At 73.7% G+C, this 18,601-nt stretch carries 14 protein-coding genes; 3 read left to right on the top strand and 11 right to left on the bottom strand.

The genetic code is table 11. The features are described from left to right. Positions 1-58 precede the first annotated feature (58 nt). From ACZ6RC_RS07890 to ACZ6RC_RS07880, 3 genes are all read right to left on the bottom strand, one after another. On the bottom strand, positions 59-1,048 hold the full coding sequence (locus ACZ6RC_RS07890) for a malate dehydrogenase (protein ID WP_391139612.1): 990 nt from the start codon (positions 1,046-1,048) through the stop codon (positions 59-61). 410 nt (positions 1,049-1,458) lie between these two features. Next, complete coding sequence (locus ACZ6RC_RS07885; protein WP_469579979.1) at positions 1,459-2,385, bottom strand: DUF3017 domain-containing protein; 927 nt, start codon at positions 2,383-2,385, stop codon at positions 1,459-1,461. Positions 2,386-2,387: 2 nt separating this feature from the next. After that, a complete protein-coding gene (locus ACZ6RC_RS07880; RefSeq protein ID WP_391139614.1) occupies positions 2,388-3,248 on the bottom strand; it encodes a bifunctional methylenetetrahydrofolate dehydrogenase/methenyltetrahydrofolate cyclohydrolase in 861 nt (286 codons plus the stop codon). A gap of 256 nt (positions 3,249-3,504) precedes the next feature. Between ACZ6RC_RS07880 and ACZ6RC_RS07875 the strand changes: the two genes are divergently transcribed. Next, the gene (locus tag ACZ6RC_RS07875) at positions 3,505-4,146 is read left to right on the top strand and encodes an RDD family protein (protein WP_391139615.1); all 642 of its coding nucleotides are present in this window, start codon (positions 3,505-3,507) and stop codon (positions 4,144-4,146) included. A 156-nt stretch (positions 4,147-4,302) separates the two neighbouring features. Here the strand turns inward: ACZ6RC_RS07875 and ACZ6RC_RS07870 are convergent, their stop codons facing one another. The 3 genes from ACZ6RC_RS07870 to purN form a co-directional block, all read right to left on the bottom strand. Then, positions 4,303-5,754 (bottom strand): DUF2079 domain-containing protein, encoded by a 1,452-nt coding sequence (locus tag ACZ6RC_RS07870; RefSeq protein WP_469579977.1) that lies wholly within the window; start codon positions 5,752-5,754, stop codon positions 4,303-4,305. A gap of 193 nt (positions 5,755-5,947) precedes the next feature. Continuing rightward, on the bottom strand, positions 5,948-7,510 hold the full coding sequence (gene purH / locus ACZ6RC_RS07865) for a bifunctional phosphoribosylaminoimidazolecarboxamide formyltransferase/IMP cyclohydrolase (RefSeq protein WP_469579975.1): 1,563 nt from the start codon (positions 7,508-7,510) through the stop codon (positions 5,948-5,950). After that, a complete protein-coding gene (purN, locus tag ACZ6RC_RS07860; protein ID WP_391139618.1) occupies positions 7,507-8,121 on the bottom strand; it encodes a phosphoribosylglycinamide formyltransferase in 615 nt (204 codons plus the stop codon). The genes purH and purN overlap by 4 nt, the downstream gene beginning before the upstream one ends. Before the next feature lie 229 nt (positions 8,122-8,350). Between purN and ACZ6RC_RS07855 the strand changes: the two genes are divergently transcribed. Beyond that, a complete protein-coding gene (locus tag ACZ6RC_RS07855; RefSeq protein ID WP_391139619.1) occupies positions 8,351-9,154 on the top strand; it encodes a hypothetical protein in 804 nt (267 codons plus the stop codon). A gap of 67 nt (positions 9,155-9,221) precedes the next feature. Here the strand turns inward: ACZ6RC_RS07855 and ACZ6RC_RS07850 are convergent, their stop codons facing one another. Beyond that, positions 9,222-10,841, bottom strand: a complete 1,620-nt coding sequence (locus ACZ6RC_RS07850) for a cell division protein PerM (RefSeq protein WP_469579972.1) — start codon at positions 10,839-10,841, stop codon at positions 9,222-9,224. A 119-nt stretch (positions 10,842-10,960) separates the two neighbouring features. On the opposite strand from ACZ6RC_RS07850, the gene ACZ6RC_RS07845 reads away from it, so the two are divergent. Further along, positions 10,961-12,307 (top strand): helix-turn-helix domain-containing protein, encoded by a 1,347-nt coding sequence (locus ACZ6RC_RS07845; protein WP_469579971.1) that lies wholly within the window; start codon positions 10,961-10,963, stop codon positions 12,305-12,307. 148 nt (positions 12,308-12,455) lie between these two features. On the opposite strand, the gene sucD is transcribed toward ACZ6RC_RS07845, so the two are convergent. The 4 genes from sucD to ACZ6RC_RS07825 form a co-directional block, all read right to left on the bottom strand. Beyond that, positions 12,456-13,340 carry a succinate--CoA ligase subunit alpha gene (sucD, locus tag ACZ6RC_RS07840; protein ID WP_391139622.1) on the bottom strand — a complete coding sequence of 295 codons (885 nt, stop codon included), beginning with the start codon at positions 13,338-13,340 and terminating at the stop codon, positions 12,456-12,458. 20 nt (positions 13,341-13,360) lie between these two features. Continuing rightward, a complete protein-coding gene (gene sucC, locus ACZ6RC_RS07835; RefSeq protein ID WP_469579968.1) occupies positions 13,361-14,539 on the bottom strand; it encodes an ADP-forming succinate--CoA ligase subunit beta in 1,179 nt (392 codons plus the stop codon). 431 nt (positions 14,540-14,970) lie between these two features. Continuing rightward, positions 14,971-16,143: a VWA domain-containing protein gene (locus ACZ6RC_RS07830; protein WP_469580797.1), complete on the bottom strand. Its 1,173-nt coding sequence runs from the start codon at positions 16,141-16,143 to the stop codon at positions 14,971-14,973. Positions 16,144-16,145: 2 nt separating this feature from the next. Further along, positions 16,146-18,575, bottom strand: a complete 2,430-nt coding sequence (locus tag ACZ6RC_RS07825; RefSeq protein WP_469580794.1) for a DUF5682 family protein — start codon at positions 18,573-18,575, stop codon at positions 16,146-16,148. Positions 18,576-18,601: the final 26 nt, after the last annotated feature.

The following is an 18,601-nucleotide window of genomic DNA, read 5'->3' as shown; positions in this document are numbered from 1 at the left end:
GCACGGCGCCCCCGGCCGTGAGGGCCGGGGGCGCCGTGGTGGTGCGAGGTGCGTGGACTCAGATGAGGCCCAGCTCGCGCACCGCGTCGCGCTCCTCGGCCAGCTCCTGGACCGAGGCGTCGATGCGGGTGCGGGAGAACTCGTTGATGTCCAGGCCCTGGACGATCTCGTACTTCCCGTCCTTGCAGGTGACGGGGAAGGAGGAGATGAGGCCCTCCGGCACGCCGTACGAGCCGTCCGACGGGATGCCCATGGAGGTCCAGTCGCCCGCGGCGGTGCCGTTGACCCAGGTGTGGACGTGGTCGATGGCGGCGTTGGCGGCCGAGGCGGCCGAGGAGGCGCCACGGGCCTCGATGATCGCGGCGCCGCGCTTGGCGACGGTCGGGATGAAGGTGTCGGCCAGCCACTGCTCGTCGGCGACGACCTCGGCGGCGTTCTTGCCGGCGATCTCCGCGTGGAAGATGTCCGGGTACTGGGTCGCCGAGTGGTTGCCCCAGATGGTGAGGCGCTTGATGTCCTCGACGGAGGCGCCGGTCTTCGCCGCCAGCTGCGAGAGCGCGCGGTTGTGGTCCAGGCGGGTCATCGCGGTGAAGCGCTCGGCCGGGACGTCCGGGGCCGCCGCCTGGGCGATCAGGGCGTTGGTGTTGGCCGGGTTGCCGACGACGAGGACCTTGATGTCGTCCGCGGCGTGGTCGTTGATGGCCTTGCCCTGCGGCTTGAAGATGCCGCCGTTGGCCGCGAGCAGGTCGCCGCGCTCCATGCCCTTGGTGCGGGGGCGGGCGCCGACGAGGAGGGCCACGTTGGCACCCTCGAAGCCCTGGTTCGGCTCGTCGAAGATGTCGATGCCCTTGAGCAGCGGGAAGGCGCAGTCGTCGAGCTCCATGGCGGTGCCCTCGGCGGCCTTGACGCCCTGCGGGATCTCGAGGAGGCGCAGCTTGACCGGCACGTCCGCGCCGAGCAGGTGGCCGGAGGCGATGCGGAAGAGCAGCGCGTAGCCGATCTGGCCGGCCGCGCCGGTCACGGTGACATTCACGGGAGTGCGGGTCATGGCGATCTCCGTAAGACAGCTGGCGGTGGGGGTCCCTGCCCCTGGTGTCGGATACCTCTCTTGATCGATCGGTGTCTCGACGTGAAGAGATATCCAGCGGTCAGGCTATCCGACCCGGGCCCCGGTCAATCCCCGACCCCTTGTGGTCCGGCTCACTGCCACCCGGTCGTGTCGGCCCGCCGGGGCCGCGCGGACACCCGGCCCACGGGCGCTCCGGTTCACGAGCCGATCCGGTTCGCGTGCCGGACGTACCGGAATGGTCACCTCCGTGCCACAGGGCCCGGGCTGCTCTTGAAGCACCCTTGGCACGTACATGACCCTTGATCACAGACGGCGCCCGTCCTCCCTCGGGGGAGAGGACGGGCGCCGTCGTCTGTCGTACCGGTGGTCCGGGCCGTGGGGCCTGGGGCCTAGGTGATCGTCAGATGGAGGATGTCCTCCAGGAACGGGATCTTCAGCCAGGGGCCCGGCTGCACCATGAGCGCCAGCAGCACGATGAGGGTGCCCATCAGGCCGTACGTGACCATGTCGGTGAACCGGGAGCGGACGGCCAGCATGCCGACGGAGGGCAGCGCGCGGCGGAGGGCGGCGCCCGTGAGCAGGGCGGCGCCGACGAGGATGGTGCCGATGCGGGACGACTGCGGGAACAGCTCGGTCCCGACGACGAGCAGGCCGAGCGCGGCGACACCGAGGACCGTGAGCAGCGGCCACTGACGGGCCGGCGCGGGGGCGTCCCCGGGCGCGGCCCGCCCGCCGCCCTCGGGCCGGGCGGTGTCGGTGGTCATGGCGGGCGGCCGCCGCGTCCTGCCTCCGGCGGCGGTCCCCTCGGCGCCGGCGGTGGTCTCGGCGCCGGCGGTGGTCTCGGCGCCGGCGGTGGTCTCGTCGCCGGCGGTGGTCTGGTCGCCGCCCCCGGCCGTGGCGCCGGCGGCGCCCTCGGTCTCGGCCGCTTCGGGGCCTGCGGGTCCGGCCGGCTCCGTCGCCTCGGGTCCGGACGTCTTCGTGCCCTCGGCGGGTCCGGCCGGCTCCGCCGCCTCGGTGGCGGGCGTCTCCGTGCCCTCGGTCTCGGCCGCTTCGGGGCCTGCGGGTCCGGCCGCCTCCTGCGCCTCGGGTCCGGGCGTCTTCGTGCCCTCGGCGGGTCCGGCCGTCTCCTGCGCCTCGGGGGCGGCCGGCTTCTCGCCGCCAGCGGGTCCGGCCGGCTTCTCGCTGCCGGCGGCAGCCGTGGCCGGGCCGTCGGCTGCGGGGGCCCGGCCCGCGGGCGGGGCCTCGGGCCTGTCCGGGGCCTCGTCCCGGGCCGAGGCCGGGGGCCCGTCCGGGGCGGGTGTGCGGGCGGCGGTCATCGTCAGAGGGCCGCGGCCGCGCGCTCGGCGGCCTCGACGACGTTGACCAGGAGCTGCGCCCGGGTCATCGGGCCCACGCCGCCCGGGTTCGGGGAGATCCAGCCGGCGACCTCGGCCACGCCCGGGTCCACGTCGCCGACGATCTTGCCCTCGCCGTCGCGCGAGACGCCGACGTCGAGCACGGCCGCGCCCGGCTTCACGTCCTCCGGCTTGATGAGGTGCCCCACGCCGGCCGCCGCGACGATGACGTCGGCCCGCCGCAGGTGCGCGGCCAGGTCCTTCGTCCCCGTGTGGCACTGCGTCACGGTCGCGTTCTCCGAGCGGCGGGTCAGGATCAGCGGCATCGGACGGCCGATCGTGACACCGCGCCCGACGACCACGACCTCGGCGCCCTTGATCTCCACGCCGTGCCGGCGCAGCAGCGTGATGATGCCGTTCGGCGTGCAGGGCAGCGGCGCGGGCTCGTTCAGCACGAGGCGCCCGAGGTTCATCGGGTGCAGCCCGTCCGCGTCCTTCGCCGGGTCCATCAGCTCCAGGATGCGGTTCTCGTCGATGCCCTTGGGCAGCGGGAGCTGGACGATGTAGCCCGTGCACGCCGGGTCGTCGTTGAGCTCCCGTACGACGGCCTCGATCTCGTCCTGGGTGGCGGTGGCGGGCAGTTCGCGCTGGATGGAGGCGATGCCGACCTGCGCGCAGTCGCGGTGCTTGCCCGCGACGTACTTCTGGCTGCCCGGGTCGTCGCCGACCAGGATCGTGCCGAGGCCGGGGGTGACCCCCCGCTCCTTCAGCACCGCCACCCGGGCGGTCAGATCGGACTTGATCGCGGCTGCGGTGGCCTTGCCATCGAGAATCTGGGCGCTCATGCGGCCATCCTCCCGGATGACCCCTCCCTTGTTCCAATTCACCGGTGACGGACCCGGCCGCCGAACCTCCGGTACCGATCATGAGGTTGCATTCGCACAACTCCCGTGTATTCCGACTGGACAAAAAGTCGACGTTGCGACGACGATGATCCGCGCAGTGCCGCGGCAGCGCAGGGGGGCGGACCGCTCAGCTTTGTGATGTTCCTCCGCTCGGACCGCACCGTCCCCGCATCACCCCCACGGAGGAAACCCCGTCATGAGCTTCGGCGACCCGAACAACCCGTACGGCCAGCAGCCCCAGCAGCCGCCCCAGGGCCAGCCGGGCTACGGCTACCCCCAGCAGGCCCCCCAGGGCGTTCCGCCGCAGGGTGTGCCGCCGCAGTACGGCTACCCCCAGCAGCCCGCCCAGCCCTCGCCGTACGGCGCGTACCCGCAGGCCCCGCAGATGGGGCAGGCGCCGATGGGTTACGGCGGCATGCCGCCGCTGGCGCACTGGGGCTGGCGCGTCCTGTCCCGGCTGATCGACACCGTCATCGTGGTCGGCCCGTTCTATCTGCTGTCCGGCATCGGCGCGGCGGTCGGCGGCAGCGAGTCCAGCGGTCTGGCCACGGTCCTCGGCCTGATCGGGTTCGTCTACCTGATCTTCATGTTCTTCTTCCAGATCTACAAGGAAGGCTCCACGGGCCAGACCATCGGCAAGCGCGCGGTCGGCACCCGGACGCTGCGCGAGGCCGACGGCGCTCCGCTGGGCTTCGGCATGGCGTTCGTCCGGCAGCTGGCGCACTTCCTCGACGGCATCGCCTGCTACATCGGCTACCTGTGGCCGATCTGGGACGCGAAGAAGCAGACCTTCTCCGACAAGGTGTGCAGCACGGTCGTCATCAAGCAGAACGGCTGACCGCCGCCGCTGCCCCGCACGTGGAAGGGCCCCCGGTTCACGGACCGGGGGCCCTTCCGCGTCCACCGGGCCCTTCGCCCGCCGTTCGCCGTTCCTGCTCGCAAACGACACGCGCACGGCCGGGCGGTGCGGCGGCCGGTCCGGCGGCCGGGGGGCTCACGTGCGGCGCAGCACCACGAACTGCCCCGCCTGGAACGACACCTCGTACCGCGCCCCCGGGTGGAGCGAGGAAGCGAGACCGACCGGGTCCGTCACCGGCTGCGACCAGCCGGAGTCGAGGTCGAACGCCAGGTAGTCCGGGCTGACCCCCTGTGCTCCGCCCACCCAGTAGACCGTGCGGTCGGCGGTGAGGTGTGCCATGAGCGGCACGTTCGTCTCCACGCTCGCCCCCTCGGGCACCGCGTCCACCGCCTTGCGGGCCTCCAGCGTCCGGGTGTCCGTGCGGTACGTCTCCGGGCGCAGCAGCTCCCGCAGCGGCAGGTCGAGGGCGACCACGACGGAGACGGCCGTGACGACCGGGACGACGACCTTCCCGTACGAGACGAGCCAGCCGCGCGTCGAGCCGCGGACGGCCCGGACCGCGTCGACCAGGGCGAGGAAGACGACCGGCATCAGGATGGCGCTGTAGTGCCAGAGCATCCCCCAGTGGTTCGGGTCCTGGGAGAGGAAGCGCCAGCCGAGGGTGGGCAGCACGATCAGCATCAGCGGGGAGCGCAGGGCGAGGAAGCCGGTGATGCCGACGAGGAAGAAGAGCATCTCCCACTTCTCGCCGGCGCCGAGGGAGGTGAGGAGCGCCTGGGCGAAGGAGACGTCCGCTCCCCCGCTCGACTTCTCGATCTTGGCCCAGTAGTCGTACTGGCCGACGCGGCTCGCGGCCGGGATCAGGACCAGGACCGTCAGGGCGAAGGCGGCGACGCCGAAGCCGGCGAGGGCGGCGCCCAAGCGGCGGCTGCCGCGGAGGAAGAGGACCGCGCCGACCATGGCGACGGTGAGCCCCATGTCCTCCTTGACCAGGACGAGGGGGGCGGACCAGGCCGCGGCGGCGGTCCACCGGCCCAGCAGCAGGGCCCGGCAGGTCAGGGCGAGCAGCGGGACGGCGAAGGCGATCTCGTGGAAGTCGGACTTGACCGCTTCCTGGAGGCCCCAGGACAGGCCGTAGGCGACGGCGAGCCCGATGCCGGCGGCACGGCTGCCGAGCACCTGCTGGGCGGTGCGCCCGACGACGACGGCGGAGGCGGCGAAGAGCGCGGCCTGGGCGAAGAGGAGCGCGAGGGGGGAGGACCAGATCCAGTACAGGGGCGCCAGCAGGGCGGTGACGGGACTGAAGTGGTCCCCGAGTATGAGGAAGCCGGGGCCCTTGATGTCGACTATCGGCGCGCGGAACTCGGCGTAGGCCCGGACGGACTGCTCGAAGATCCCGAGGTCCCAGGAGGGGGTGCGGAACCGCTCGTACTGCACCCAGGAGTAGAGGAAGTAGAGGGCGCACAGCGCTGCCGCGAGGAGCGCGTAGGGGCGCAGGGGCACCACGGCGGGCGCGCTCTGCGGCGGTCCGGCACGGCCCGTCTCCGGGGCGGCCGTCTCGGCCACCCCGTTCTGTACATCCAACACCGCGCCCCCACCTAGAGCCGCCGACAAAAGAGCAATCCATTAGACCAGAGGGCCGCGGGCCGCCCCCCGGACCGGAAACGCGGGCGGCCCGCCGGTACGTCACGTACCGGCGGGCCGTCCGTTCACCGCGCACCGCTCATCGCTCAGCCGAGGTTCACCGCTCGCCGCTCGGCGAAGGTGCACCGCTCATCGCTCAGTGGAAGAAGTGGCGCGTGCCCGTGAAGTACATCGTCACGCCGGCCTTCTCCGCCGCCTCGACGACCTGCTCGTCGCGGACCGAGCCGCCCGGCTGCACGACCGCCTTCACGCCGGCCGCCGTGAGAATCTCCAGGCCGTCGGGGAAGGGGAAGAACGCGTCCGAGGCGGCGTACGCGCCGCGCGCCCGCTCCTCGCCCGCGCGCTCGACCGCGAGCTTCGCGGAGTCGACGCGGTTGACCTGGCCCATGCCGACGCCGACGGAGGCGCCGTCCTTGGCGAGGAGGATCGCGTTGGACTTGACCGCGCGGCAGGCCCTCCAGGCGAAGGCGAGCTCCGCCAGCTCCTCGGCGGAGAGCGCCTCGCCGGTCGCCAGCGTCCAGTTCTCCGGCCGGTCGCCGTCGGCCTGGAGCCGGTCGGTGACCTGCAGCAGCGCACCGCCGTCGATCGGCTTGACCTCGACCGGAGCGGCCGGGGCGCCCTCGGCGCGCAGCACGCGGATGTTCTTCTTCCTGGCCAGGACCTCGACGGCGCCGTCCTCGTAGCCGGGCGCGACGATGACCTCGGTGAAGATCTCGGCGACCTGCTCGGCCATCGCCACGGACACCGGACGGTTCACGGCGATCACGCCGCCGAACGCCGACAGCGGGTCGCAGGCGTGGGCCCTGCGGTGCGCCTCGGCGACGTCGGCGCCGATCGCGATGCCGCACGGATTGGCGTGCTTGATGATCGCGACGCACGGCTCGGCGTGGTCGTACGCGGCCCGGCGCGCGGCGTCGGTGTCCGTGTAGTTGTTGTACGACATCTCCTTGCCGTGCAGCTGCTCGGCCTGCGCGAGGCCGCCGGTGCCGTCGACGTAGAGCGCGGCGCCCTGGTGCGGGTTCTCGCCGTAGCGCAGCACGTTGTTCCGCTCGTACGTGGCGCCCAGGAAGTCCGGGAAGCCGCTGTCGTCGGCGGCGGCGTAGTCGTCGGCGAACCAGGAGGCGACGGCCACGTCGTAGGCGGCCGTGTGCCGGAAGGCCTCGCCCGCCAGACGCTTGCGCGTGGCCAGGTCGAAGCCGCCGCTCTTGGCCGCCGCGAGGACGTCGGGGTACCGCGCCGGGCTGGTGACGACCGCGACGGAGGGGTGGTTCTTGGCGGCGGCGCGGACCATCGAGGGGCCGCCGATGTCGATCTGCTCGACGCACTCGTCCGGGGTGGCGCCGGAGGCGACGGTCTCCTTGAACGGGTACAGGTTCACGACCACCAGGTCGAAGGGCTCCACGCCCAGCTCGGCGAGCTGGGCACGGTGGTCCTCCAGGCGCAGGTCGGCGAGGATGCCGGCGTGCACGCGCGGGTGGAGGGTCTTGACGCGCCCGTCCAGGCACTCGGGGAAGCCGGTGAGCTCCTCGACCTTGGTGACCGGGACGCCGGCCGCGGCGATCTTCGAGGCGGTGGAGCCGGTGGAGACGAGGGAGACACCCGCCTCGTGCAGGCCGCGGGCCAGCTCCTCGAGGCCGGTCTTGTCGTAGACGCTGACGAGTGCTCGGCTGATGGGCCGCTTCGTACCTTCGGCGGTCACGGGATTGTTACCTTTCGTCCCTCAATGCGGTAGCCGTGCCGGGCCAGACGCCCCACGACCTCGACGAGCAGCGAACGCTCGACTTCCTTGATGCGCTCATGGAGAGCGGCTTCATCGTCCTCGTCCCGGACCTCGACCACGCCCTGGGCAATGATCGGGCCGGTGTCGACGCCGTCGTCGACGAAGTGAACGGTGCATCCGGTGACCTTCGCGCCGTACGCGAGGGCGTCCCGCACCCCGTGGGCACCGGGAAAACTGGGGAGGAGCGCCGGGTGGGTGTTGACGACCCGGCCGCCGAAGCGGGCGAGGAACACCTTGCCGACGATCTTCATGAATCCGGCCGAGACGACGAGGTCGGGCTCGTGGGCGGCGGTGGCCTCGGTGAGCGCGCGGTCCCACTCGTCGCGGGAGGCGTGGTCCTTGACCCGGCACACGAAGGTGGGCAGTCCGGCCCGCTCGGCGCGCTCCAGACCGGCGATGCCGTCGCGGTCCGCGCCGACCGCGACGATCTCGGCGCCGTAGCCCTCGGGGTCGGCGGCGATGGCGTCGAGGAGGGCCTGGAGGTTGGTGCCGGACCCGGAGACCAGGACGACGAGACGGGCGGCGGCCACTGAGCACTCTTTCCGTGGTGTTTGTACGGTCGTACGAACGAATCGCGGCCCTCGATACGGGGAACCCTACGAATGGCCCGACCGTCAGCAACGATACCGGCACACCGGACGGCCCCCACGGGACGGGGGCGTGGCCGCGGGGTAGCGTCTGGGTTCGACGCCAGATAGGCACCCGTTGAGACAGCACGTGAGACCGCAGTTGCGACGACAGAGGGAAGACGTTCAGCAGATGCCGGACCGCAAGTCCACGGACGACAACAATCCGTTCGCGCCGCCGCCCGAGGGGCAGCCGGACCAGCCGTGGCAGCCGCGGCGGCCGGAGGGCTCGGACGACGACTCGTCGTCCGAGCCGTCCGGTTCCTCCCCCGGCCGCTGGAGCAGCCGCCAGCCCGGCCGCTCCACCGACGGCTGGGGCCGCCGGCCGGAGCGCCCGTCCGGCGAGGGCGGCCCCGACCAGAGCAAGGGCCCCGGCATGAAGTGGGACCCGAAGGACCCGGCGCAGCGGCGGGCGCGGTACGCGCTCCTCGCGGGCATGTGGGCGTTCTTCTTCGCGATTTTCGAGATCCGCGAGCTCGCCCTGCTGCTGGGCGCCCTGGCCCTGTACTGGGGCGGCAGCGCCCTGCGCACCAAGCCGAGGACGCCGACGGCCGGCGACCCGTCCGCGCCGTCGGCCGCGTCCATGGTGCGGGGGGCCTCCGGCTCGGACGTGACCGGGGCGACCGGGGCGACCGCTTCGGGTGCGGCGGGTTCGGCTTCGGAGGGTCCGGGCTGGGGCTCGGGTGCTTCCGCTGCCGGCGGGGCGAGCGGCACGGCGTCCCGGCCGGGACCGGCCCGCGCCCAGCGGACGGCCGCGATCAGCGGTCTGGTCGCCGGGGTGCTCTCCCTGCTGATCGTCGCGGGCGGCTTCGCGCTCCAGCTCGTCTACCGCGACTTCTACACCTGCGCCGACGACGCCCTGACCAAGTCGGGCCAGCTCGCCTGCAACGACCTGCTGCCGGAGCCCCTGCGGGACGTCTTCGGCGTACGGGAGTAGCGGCCGGACGGGACGTTCGAAACCCGGCTTGGGGCCCCGGCTTGGGGCTCCGGGCTAAGGCTCCGGCCTAGGGCTCCGGCTTCGGCTCGGGACCCTCGCCGTCGGGGCCCTCGCCGTCGGGGCCTTCGCGGTCGGGGCGCTCGCGGTCGGGGCCTTCGGGCTGGTCGGGCTTCGGGCGGGCTGCCGGGGCGGGTGCGTCCGGTGGGGCGACGGGGCGCGGCGGCGCCGTCGGGGGGAACGGCGGCAGCGGAGGCAACGGCGGCGGCAGGGGCGCGGTCGGCGGAAGCGCCGGGGCCGGTTCCCATCCCGTCGTCAGGAAGTCGTACGCGTCGAAGCCGCAGTCGTCCTCGTCCTCCGGCGCCCCGACGAGGAGATCCGCCTCCTGGCGGTCCGCTGCCGGAAGGCCCTCCGCGCCGGTCACCGCCCCGACCGAGCCCGCCGCCTGGGAAGCGGGGGCGGGCCGATGCAGGCCGCGCCGCGCCCAGGCCCGTACCGTCAACGCCGTCGGCACCCCCACCACCGCGCTCCACAGCGCCGCCGCGGCCCCCGTCCGCCACCACACCGGACCGAACGCCGACAGCCGGCCGGACCCCAGCGGCCCTCCGGCGGCGGCCGCGAGCACCGCCAGCGCCACCCCGCACACCCCGGCGGCGACCAGCGCGGTCAGCGCCGCCTCCCGGCCCGTCCACAGCCGCGCGGACCGTCCCGCCCACCACCCCAGCACGAGAGCCGCCACCAGCGGGACGGCCGCGGCGGCCCGGTGGGGCCACGCGCCTGGGCCTTCGGCGGGCAGCGCGGCGAGGAGTGGGAAGGCCGGGACGGCCGCGTCGCCGGTGAGACCGAGAGGGGTCGCCATGGCCCCCGTACCGAGGGCGAATCCCGGCCCCAGCCCGTACGCCGCACCCCACACGGCGGTGTTGGGCAGCAGCGCGAGGGTCAGGAGCAGCAGCCCGGACCGGCCCGACCACTCTCCCGCGAGTCCGGTGAAGGACGTCTGCACCTCGGCCGCGTTCCGGCTCAGCGCGACGCCGGCCAGGATCGCGCCCCCGCCGAGCAGGGTCACCGCCGCCAGCCCGCCCGCCCGCAGGCCGACGGCCGCCTGCTCGCGCCGGGGCAGCGGCCGCCCGTTCGCCGTCCAGACGCCGAGGCCGGCCGCCGCCGCCACGACCGCGGGCAGCCATACCGCGGTCGAGATCGGGTCGGCGGGCAGCGGGCCCCGCGCGGCGTAGGCGGCGACGCAGGCCGCGACCAGCAGATACCCCGAGCAGACCGCCGTCACGGCGGCGCCCGTCGACGGCATCGGCCGCCCGTCGTCCGCCTCCAGCGTGTCCCGGGCCGCGCGGTGCGCCAGCCAGCCGGGGAGGACCATGAGCAGCAGGGGCGAGAGGCCGAGCGGTGCGGGCACCCCCGAGAGCGTCTCGGTGCGCACCAGATCGGCGCCGTGGGCCAGCAGCCAGAGCCCCGCGGCCATGTGCAGCGCCCCGCCGGGACCGCTGTCCGGGTACGGGGAGCCGATCCATGCCGCCGTGACCAGCACCGCCAGCCCACCGAGGCCGAGCACCGCCGCGACACCGCCGCGCACGACGGCGGTGACCAGGGCGGTGGAACGGCCGCCCCGGAGGACCAGCGGCTCGGCCGGCGGCAGGGGGGCCGGCGGCAACGGAGGGTGCTCGGTCACGTGGGTCACGCGCCCATGCTGCCAACGACACGCGCTTTTGCGATGTAACGGGCAAACGACCGTTGTGTCGCTCAATATACGTTTATGTACTTTTCCGCCCACAGGAGCTCTGCGGGAGGTCGACACCGATGAGTCCGACGAGTCGGGGGACCGCCTCTTCCGCGCCCCTCGCGCTGCCCTCCCCGAAGGAGCGGCGCAGACTTCGTGAGGCCCTGGCCCTGAGCGAGGACCAGCTCGCGGAGGCCATGGGCGTCACTCGGGCCACCGTCCGGTCCTGGGAGACGGGCCGGACCGCCCCCCGTGGCCGGAAGCGGGAGGCGTACATGAAGCTCCTCGGCGCGTACGACGAGCCGGCCCGGGACCCGGAGTCGGCGTCGGAGGCGGCCCCCGAGCCCTCCCCGTCCGTACGGCGGGAGGACCCGCCGGCCCCCGAGCCGGAGGCGGAACCGGCGGCGACGCCGGTGACCGCCGCGGAGCCACACGTGGAGCCGTACGTGGAGCCGTACGTGGAGCCGTACGTGGAGACGGGCACGGAGCCGTACGTGGAGCCGTACGTAGAGACGCGCACGGAGCCGTACGTGGAATCGGGCACGGGCGTGGAGGGAGGTACGGGTGTGCACAGGGACACGGGCGCGGGCGCGTACGCCGGCGTGGCGAGGGCGGAGCACCACCCCTTCCGCACCCCCGCGGAGGCCTTCGACGCGCTCTACGCCTACTCCGCCCCCGGCCTCGCCCACCAGACCTATCTGCTGACCGGCCGCCGCCGGCTCGCGCGGGAGTCGGTCGAGCGCACCTTCCAGCACGCCTGGCAGCGCTGGCCCGAAGTCGCCGTCGACCGGGACCCGGTCGGCTGGGTGCGGGTGGTCGCGTACGAGTACGCGCTCTCCCCCTGGCACCGGTTCCGCCGCCGGCACAAGCACCCCGACAGCCCGCCCATCGAGGCCGGCCGGCGGGCGCTGCTGGCGGTGCTGCTCGACCTGCCGCCGTCGTACCGCCGTACCGTCCTGCTCTACGACGGGCTCGGCCTCGACCTGCCCGACACGGCCGCCGAGACCGAGGCGAGCACCCCCGCGGCAGCCAACCGGTTGCTGCACGCCCGTACCGTCATCGGGCAGCGGATCCCCGCGCTCGCCGACCCCGACGTCCTGCACCGCCGCCTGCGCGCGCTGGTCGCGGAGGCGCCGACGGCGACGCTCCCGACCGCGAAGGCCCTACGGGCCAGGAGCGAGCGGTGGACACGGCTGTGGACGAGGACGGCGTTGAGCGTGACGACGGTGCTCGTCGGGGCGACGGCCTTCACGGCCGCCACCGCGCCGACGCAGTACCTTCCGGTCCCGGCCCCGGGGGAGGCCGTCAACGGCGTCCCGGCGAGCGCCGGTTCACCGAGGCTCACCCCGCAGGACCGGCAACTGCGCGAGCAGCTCCGCGACCTGCCCCACCCCGGTCCGGAACGCCTGGTCCCGGACACGCACTGACGGCCCTCGCGCTGCCGCCGACTCGGGGCGGCGGCACGGCAGGGCAGCGCCATGCGGGTCCGGTGGGTCCGTACGCGAGTGGGCCCCGCCCCCACCCGGTTTCCCGGGAGGGGGCGGGGCCCACCTGTGCGGTTCAGACGATTCCGCTTCAGCCCGCGAGGATGGCGCGCGCCAGCTTGGCCGTCTCGGTCGGCGTCTTGCCGACCTTGACGCCGGCGGCCTCGAGGGCCTCCTTCTTCGCCTGCGCCGTGCCGGAGGAGCCGGAGACGATGGCGCCGGCGTGGCCCATGGTCTTGCCCTCGGGCGCGGTGAAGCCCGCGACGTAGCCGACGACCGGCTTGGTCACGTTCTTCGCGATGAAGTCGGCCGCCCGCTCCTCGGCGTCGCCGCCGATCTCGCCGATCATGACGATCAGGTCGGTGTCGGGGTCCGCCTCGAACGCCGCGAGGGCGTCGATGTGCGTGGTGCCGATGACCGGGTCGCCACCGATGCCGACGGCGGAGGAGAAGCCGATGTCACGGAGCTCGTACATCATCTGGTACGTCAGCGTGCCGGACTTCGAGACCAGGCCGATGCGGCCCGGCTTCGTGATGTCGCCCGGGATGATGCCGGCGTTCGACTGGCCCGGGGTGATGAGACCGGGGCAGTTCGGGCCGATGATGCGGGTCTTGTTGCCCTTCGACTGCGCGTACGCCCAGAAGGCGGCGGAGTCGTGGACGGCGATGCCCTCGGTGATGACGACCGCGAGCGGGATCTCGGCGTCGATCGCCTCGACCACGGCGGCCTTGGCGAAGGCCGGCGGGACGAAGAGGACGGAGACGTTCGCGCCCGTCTTCTCCATCGCCTCGGCGACGGAGCCGAAGACCGGGACCTCGGTGCCGTCGAAGTCGACGGAGGTGCCGGCCTTGCGCGGGTTGACGCCACCGACGATGTTGGTGCCGTCACCCAGCATGAGCTTGGTGTGCTTCAGGCCCGTGGCACCGGTCATGCCCTGGACGATGACCTTGCTGTCCTTGGTGAGGAAGATAGCCATGGTGTGCTTGACCTCGTCCCTTACTTCGCAGCCGCGAGCTCGGCGGCCTTGTCGGCCGCGCCGTCCATGGTGTCCACGCGCTGCACGAGCGGGTGGTTCGCGTCCGACAGGATCTTGCGACCCAGCTCCGCGTTGTTGCCGTCGAGGCGCACGACCAGCGGCTTGGTGACCTCTTCGCCCTTGCTCTTCAGGAGCTCCAGCGCCTGGACGATGCCGTTGGCGACCTCGTCACAGGCGGTGATGCCACCGAAGACGTTGACGAACACGGACTTGACGTCCGGGTCGCCCAGGATGATCTCCAGGCCGTTCGCCATGACCTCGGCGGAGGCGCCGCCGCCGATGTCGAGGAAGTTGGCCGGCTTCACGCCGCCGTGGTTCTCACCGGCGTACGCGACGACGTCCAGGGTCGACATGACCAGGCCGGCGCCGTTGCCGATGATGCCGACCTCGCCGTCGAGCTTGACGTAGTTGAGGTTCTTGGCCTTGGCAGCAGCCTCGAGCGGGTTGGCTGCGGCCTTGTCCTCGAGCGCCTCGTGCCCGGGCTGACGGAAGTCGGCGTTCTCGTCGAGAGACACCTTGCCGTCCAGGGCCAGGATGTCGCCGGAGGCGACCTTGGCCAGCGGGTTGACCTCGACGAGGAGCGCGTCCTCGGCGACGAAGGTCTCCCAGAGGGTCACGAGGACCTCGGCGACCTTCTCGGCGACCTCGGCCGGGAACTTCGCCTGGGCGACGATCTCGCGGGCCTTCTCGATGGTCACACCGGTGTTGGAGTCGACCGGGACCTTCGCGAGGGCCTCGGGGGTCTTCTCCGCGACCTCCTCGATGTCCATGCCGCCCTGCACCGAGGCCATGGCCAGGAAGGTGCGGTTGGTGCGGTCGAGGAGGTACGAGACGTAGTACTCCTCGAGGATTTCCGGAGCGGTCTCCGCGATCATCACCTTGTGGACCGTGTGGCCCTTGATGTCCATCCCGAGGATGTCCGTCGCGCGGGCGACGGCCTCGTCCGGGGTGGAGGCCAGCTTCACGCCGCCGGCCTTGCCGCGGCCGCCGACCTTCACCTGCGCCTTGACGACCGACTTGCCGCCAAGACGCTCGGTGGCCTCGCGCGCCGCCTCAGGCGTGTCGATGACTTCACCGGCCAGCACCGGTACACCGTGCTTGGCGAAGAGGTCCCTCGCCTGGTACTCGAACAGGTCCACGCGCGTCCGTCCCTTTTCTGATGATCGCGGTTCGTTGTCTGCGTGGGCGTGCCGCGAAGGGCAACGTGACTGCGCTGTCACAAGGGAGGCGTACACGGTGTCCGTGGACGCGGCATGTCCGTCTCGCAGGTTATCCCCGAGGGACGTGGGTCCCTAAATCGCAGATCACACCGGAGCGGTGATACGGGTCACAGAACGTAGGGGGCACGGGGCGGTCCGTAGGGGTACGGGGTGGGGGCCGCGGGGCCCAAGTGGCAGGCAGGGCCCGGGCTTCCCCGGCCTCACGACGCGCCCGCCCGCGGGGTGAGGGGCCTGAGACGCGCCCTGTGACATGGGCCTCAGTGGGGTGCGCCGGGCCGGTGGGACGGCGGCGCGGCGACGGATTCCGCACCGGAGCGGGGCGCGGCGCGAGGGTGGTCATCGCAGGGCGGTCATCGCGGGGCGGCCGGGTCGGGCTGCGGGAGGGGGCGTTTCTCGATCGCCGCCGCCATCACCTCCGGGAAGAGGTCGGGGGTGCAGGCGAAGGCGGGGGCGCCGAGCGCCGCGAGGGCGGCCGCGTGCTCGCGGTCGTAGGCCGGAGCGCCCTCGTCGGAGAGCGCGAGCAGCGTCACGAACTGCACCCCGGCGGTCTTCATCGCCGCGACCCGCTTGAGCATCTCGTCGCGGATCCCTCCTTCGTACAGATCGCTGATGAGGACGACGACGGTGTCGGCGGGCCGGGTGATCCTCGACTGGCAGTAGGCGAGGGCGCGGTTGATGTCGGTGCCGCCGCCGAGCCGGGTGCCGAAGAGGACGTCGACCGGGTCGTCGAGCCGGTCGGTCAGGTCGACGACCGCCGTGTCGAAGACGACGAGCCGGGTCGCGATCGACCGCATCGAGGCGAGGACCGCGCCGAACACCGAGGCGTAGACGACCGACGCCGCCATCGAGCCCGACTGGTCGATGCAGAGGACGACGTCCTTCTGCACCGAGCGCGCGGAGCGGCCGTGGCCGATGAGCCGCTCGGGGACGACCGTGCGGCGGTCGGGCAGGTAGTTCTTGAGGTTGGCGCGGATGGTGCGGTCCCAGTCGATGTCCCGGTGCCGGGGCCTGCTGATGCGGGCCGACCGGTCGAGCGCGCCGGTGAGGGCGGCGCGGGTGCGGGTGGCGAGGCGCTTCTCCAGGTCGTCGACGACCTTGCGGACGACCGCTCGAGCCGTCTCCTTGGTGGTCTCCGGCATGGCCTTGTGGAGGGAGAGCAGGGTGCCGACGAGATGGACGTCGGCCTCGACGGCCTCCAGCATCTCGGGCTCCAGGAGGAGGGTGGACAGGCCGAGCCGGTCGATGGCGTCCCGCTGCATGACCTGGACGACGGGGCTGGGGAAGTACGTACGGATGTCCCCGAGCCAGCGGGCGACCGAAGGGGCCGAGCCGCCGAGACCGGCGGAGCGCTCTCGTCCGCCGGACGGCCCCGGTGCGGACGGTTTCGGTCCTTGTCCGTAGAGGGCGGTCAGCGCGCCGTCCATCGCCGCGTCCGTCCCGCCGAGGGAACATCCGGTGCCGTCCGCCTCTCCCCCACCGAGGACCATGCGCCAGCGCCGCAGTCTTTCGTCGTGTCCGCTCATGGTCATCGGCCGACCTCCTCGGCGGCTTTCGGGCGTTCGGATGTGCCAGGGCCGCGCAGGGGCCGTCCGGCGTCACCGGACGACGGTGCGGCCCCGCCGAGCAGCGGTCCGCGGGCGTCGCCCAGCAGTGGTGCGGCGTCGCCGAGGAGCAGCCGCAGGACAGGGAGCACGCCGTCGGCGCGCTCCTCGTCGAGCCCGGTGGCGAAGCCGGGGGTGCCGGCGTCCGGGCGGGGCGTGGTGGTGGACGGGCCGCGCGCGACCAGCTCGCCGAGCGTGCGCCGGACCCCCGGTTCGTAGGCGGAGAAAGTGCGGCGCAGGAGCGGCAGGACGTCGGTGAAGGCGTCCCCGGGGACCGCGGTCAGCCAGTCGTCGACGAGGGCGAGGAGCCGCTGGTCGTGGACGAGGAGCATGCCGCCTCCGGAGGCTCCGCCGACGAAGCCCTCGATCCAGGCGGCCGCGTCGGCGGGCGGGGTGCCGGGCGAGAGGGCGAGGCCCATGAGCCGGGCGGTCTCGTCCTCGTCGAGGCGGTCGTCGTCGAGGAGGAGCCGGGCCGACCGGCCGCGGAGGGCGCCGGGCACGCTGCCGCGGTCGGCGAGCCGGCGCAGCACCCCGGCCCAGCGGTCGAGCAGTCCGGCGCGGTCCGGCAGGAGCCGGAGGGCGCCGTGGACGCCGTCGAGGTGGCCGCGCATCTCGGCGGCCGCGTCGGCGTCGAGGCCGGTGCAGGCGGGGGGCAGTCCGACGCAGATCCGTTCGGCGAGCCCGGCCGCGACCTCGCCGAGCGCGGTGGTGTCGGTGGCGCGGACGTCTCCGTAGCGGAGGGACCGGGCGAGGGCGGGCAGGGCTTGGGCGAGGTGGCCGACGTCGGTGTCCAGTGCGGCCCGGTCGGCGAGCGCCGTCATGACCGTGGGCAGGGCGTCGCCGAGCCCGGCGAGCAGGCAGCGCTCGGCGAGGGCGGTGATGTCGGCGAGGGCGGTGGTCTCCAGGGCGCGGCTCTCCGCCTTGGAGGTGGCGGCGGCGGCGACGGTGGTGCCCCAGACGCCCGCCTCGGCGACTTGGACGTACAGCTCGGGCTGCCAGCGCAGCCGCCAGCTCTCCCGGAACGTGCCGGTGCCGCCCCGTCCGGCGACCGGCTCGCCCCAGCGGACGCCGAGCAGTGTCAGCCGGTGCAGCAGCCGGCTGCGGGCCGCGTCGTTCTCCTTCCGCAGGTCCAGGTCCAGCTCGCGCTCCGACGCCTCGGGTCTGAGCCGCAGGCCGCGCTGGAGGCGGGCGAGGTCCCGCTGGAGGGGTACGGCGGGGGCGTCGGCCGGGACCTGGCCGAGGACGTCCCCGACGACGAGGCGGTCGCGCACGAGGCCGAGGGGGACGTCGGAGCCGTCGCACATCACGGCCCGTACGGCGTCGGTGGTCTCGCCGAGCCCCGCGAGGGGCCGGCCGCGCATCGCCGCGAGGGTCTGCGCGAGCCGCACGGCCTCGATGACATGGGCGGAGGAGACCGGCTGGTCCTCCTCCCGCAGGAGGCGGGCGACCCGGGTCATCCAGCGTTCGACCGGCCGGTCGGGGGCGGCGAAGAGATGGGCGTACCAGCCGGGCGAGTCGATGCCCGCGCCGTACCCGGAGCGGCGGGCGAGGCGGCGGTGGGTCCAGGGCACCCACGTCATCTCGGTCTTGACCTTGGGCAGTCCCTTGAGGAGGGCGCGGTCCGCGGTGGCGGTGGCCTTCCGGGTAAGGGCGGGGACGTGCCAGGCACCGCAGACGACGGCGATGCCGTCGCCGAACTCCCTGCGGGCGGACCTGAGCTGGAGCCGCATATGCGCCTCGCGTACGAGGTCGCGGGCGTCGCCCCCGTCGCCGTACGCCTCGCGCAGCGCGCCCATGGCCTCGGCGAGGGCGGTGAACGGGGCCGTCGGGTCGGCGGGGGCGGCCGCGGTGCGGTGCTCGACGACGTCCTCCCACCAGCGCTCGGGGTCGTCGTACCCGGCGGCGTCGGCCAGTTCGGCGACCGGGTCGATGCGCACCTGCCGGTCGGCCTCGTCGTCCCCTTCGCCGTCGCCCCAGGTGGGGTCGGCGGCCAGGGTGTGGGTGGCGGGCAGGTCGATGAACCGGACGGCGGCGCCGTGGGACAGCGCCCAGCGGATCGCCACCCACTCGGGCGAGAACTCCGCCAGCGGCCAGAAGGCGGCCCGGCCGGGGTCGTCCACGGCGTGGGCGAGGAGGGCGACGGGCGGCCGCATGGCCTCGTCGGCGGCGAGCGCGAGCAGCCCGTCGGCCTCGGGCGGTCCTTCGACGAGGACGGCGGCGGGCCGCTCCGCGTCGAGCACGGCCCGCACCGCTCGCGCGGACCCGGGGCCGTGGTGCCGCACCCCGAGCACGAGCGGCCCGCGGCCGCCCGCGCCCGCCCCGGGACCGGCGTCTCCCGCCCGGTCCGCGCCGATCGTCTCCGTCGCGCTCCTCACGTCCG

The organism is Streptomyces sp. NPDC048353 (assembly GCF_055587165.1).
Note: the sequence above shows the minus strand (reverse complement) of the source record. Positions and strands in the feature narration are given on the sequence as shown.

What these genes read in the sequence shown, in the direction of transcription:
- ACZ6RC_RS07890 (WP_391139612.1), bottom strand. Translation starts at nt 1,048, where the DNA reads ATGACCCGCACTCCCGTGAATGTCACCGTGACCGGCGCGGCCGGCCAG.
- ACZ6RC_RS07885 (WP_469579979.1), bottom strand. Translation starts at nt 2,385, where the DNA reads ATGACCGCCGCCCGCACACCCGCCCCGGACGGGCCCCCGGCCTCGGCC.
- ACZ6RC_RS07880 (WP_391139614.1), bottom strand. Translation starts at nt 3,248, where the DNA reads ATGAGCGCCCAGATTCTCGATGGCAAGGCCACCGCAGCCGCGATCAAG.
- ACZ6RC_RS07875 (WP_391139615.1), top strand. Translation starts at nt 3,505, where the DNA reads ATGAGCTTCGGCGACCCGAACAACCCGTACGGCCAGCAGCCCCAGCAG.
- ACZ6RC_RS07855 (WP_391139619.1), top strand. Translation starts at nt 8,351, where the DNA reads ATGCCGGACCGCAAGTCCACGGACGACAACAATCCGTTCGCGCCGCCG.
- ACZ6RC_RS07845 (WP_469579971.1), top strand. Translation starts at nt 10,961, where the DNA reads ATGAGTCCGACGAGTCGGGGGACCGCCTCTTCCGCGCCCCTCGCGCTG.
- sucD (WP_391139622.1), bottom strand. Translation starts at nt 13,340, where the DNA reads ATGGCTATCTTCCTCACCAAGGACAGCAAGGTCATCGTCCAGGGCATG.
- ACZ6RC_RS07830 (WP_469580797.1), bottom strand. Translation starts at nt 16,143, where the DNA reads ATGAGCGGACACGACGAAAGACTGCGGCGCTGGCGCATGGTCCTCGGT.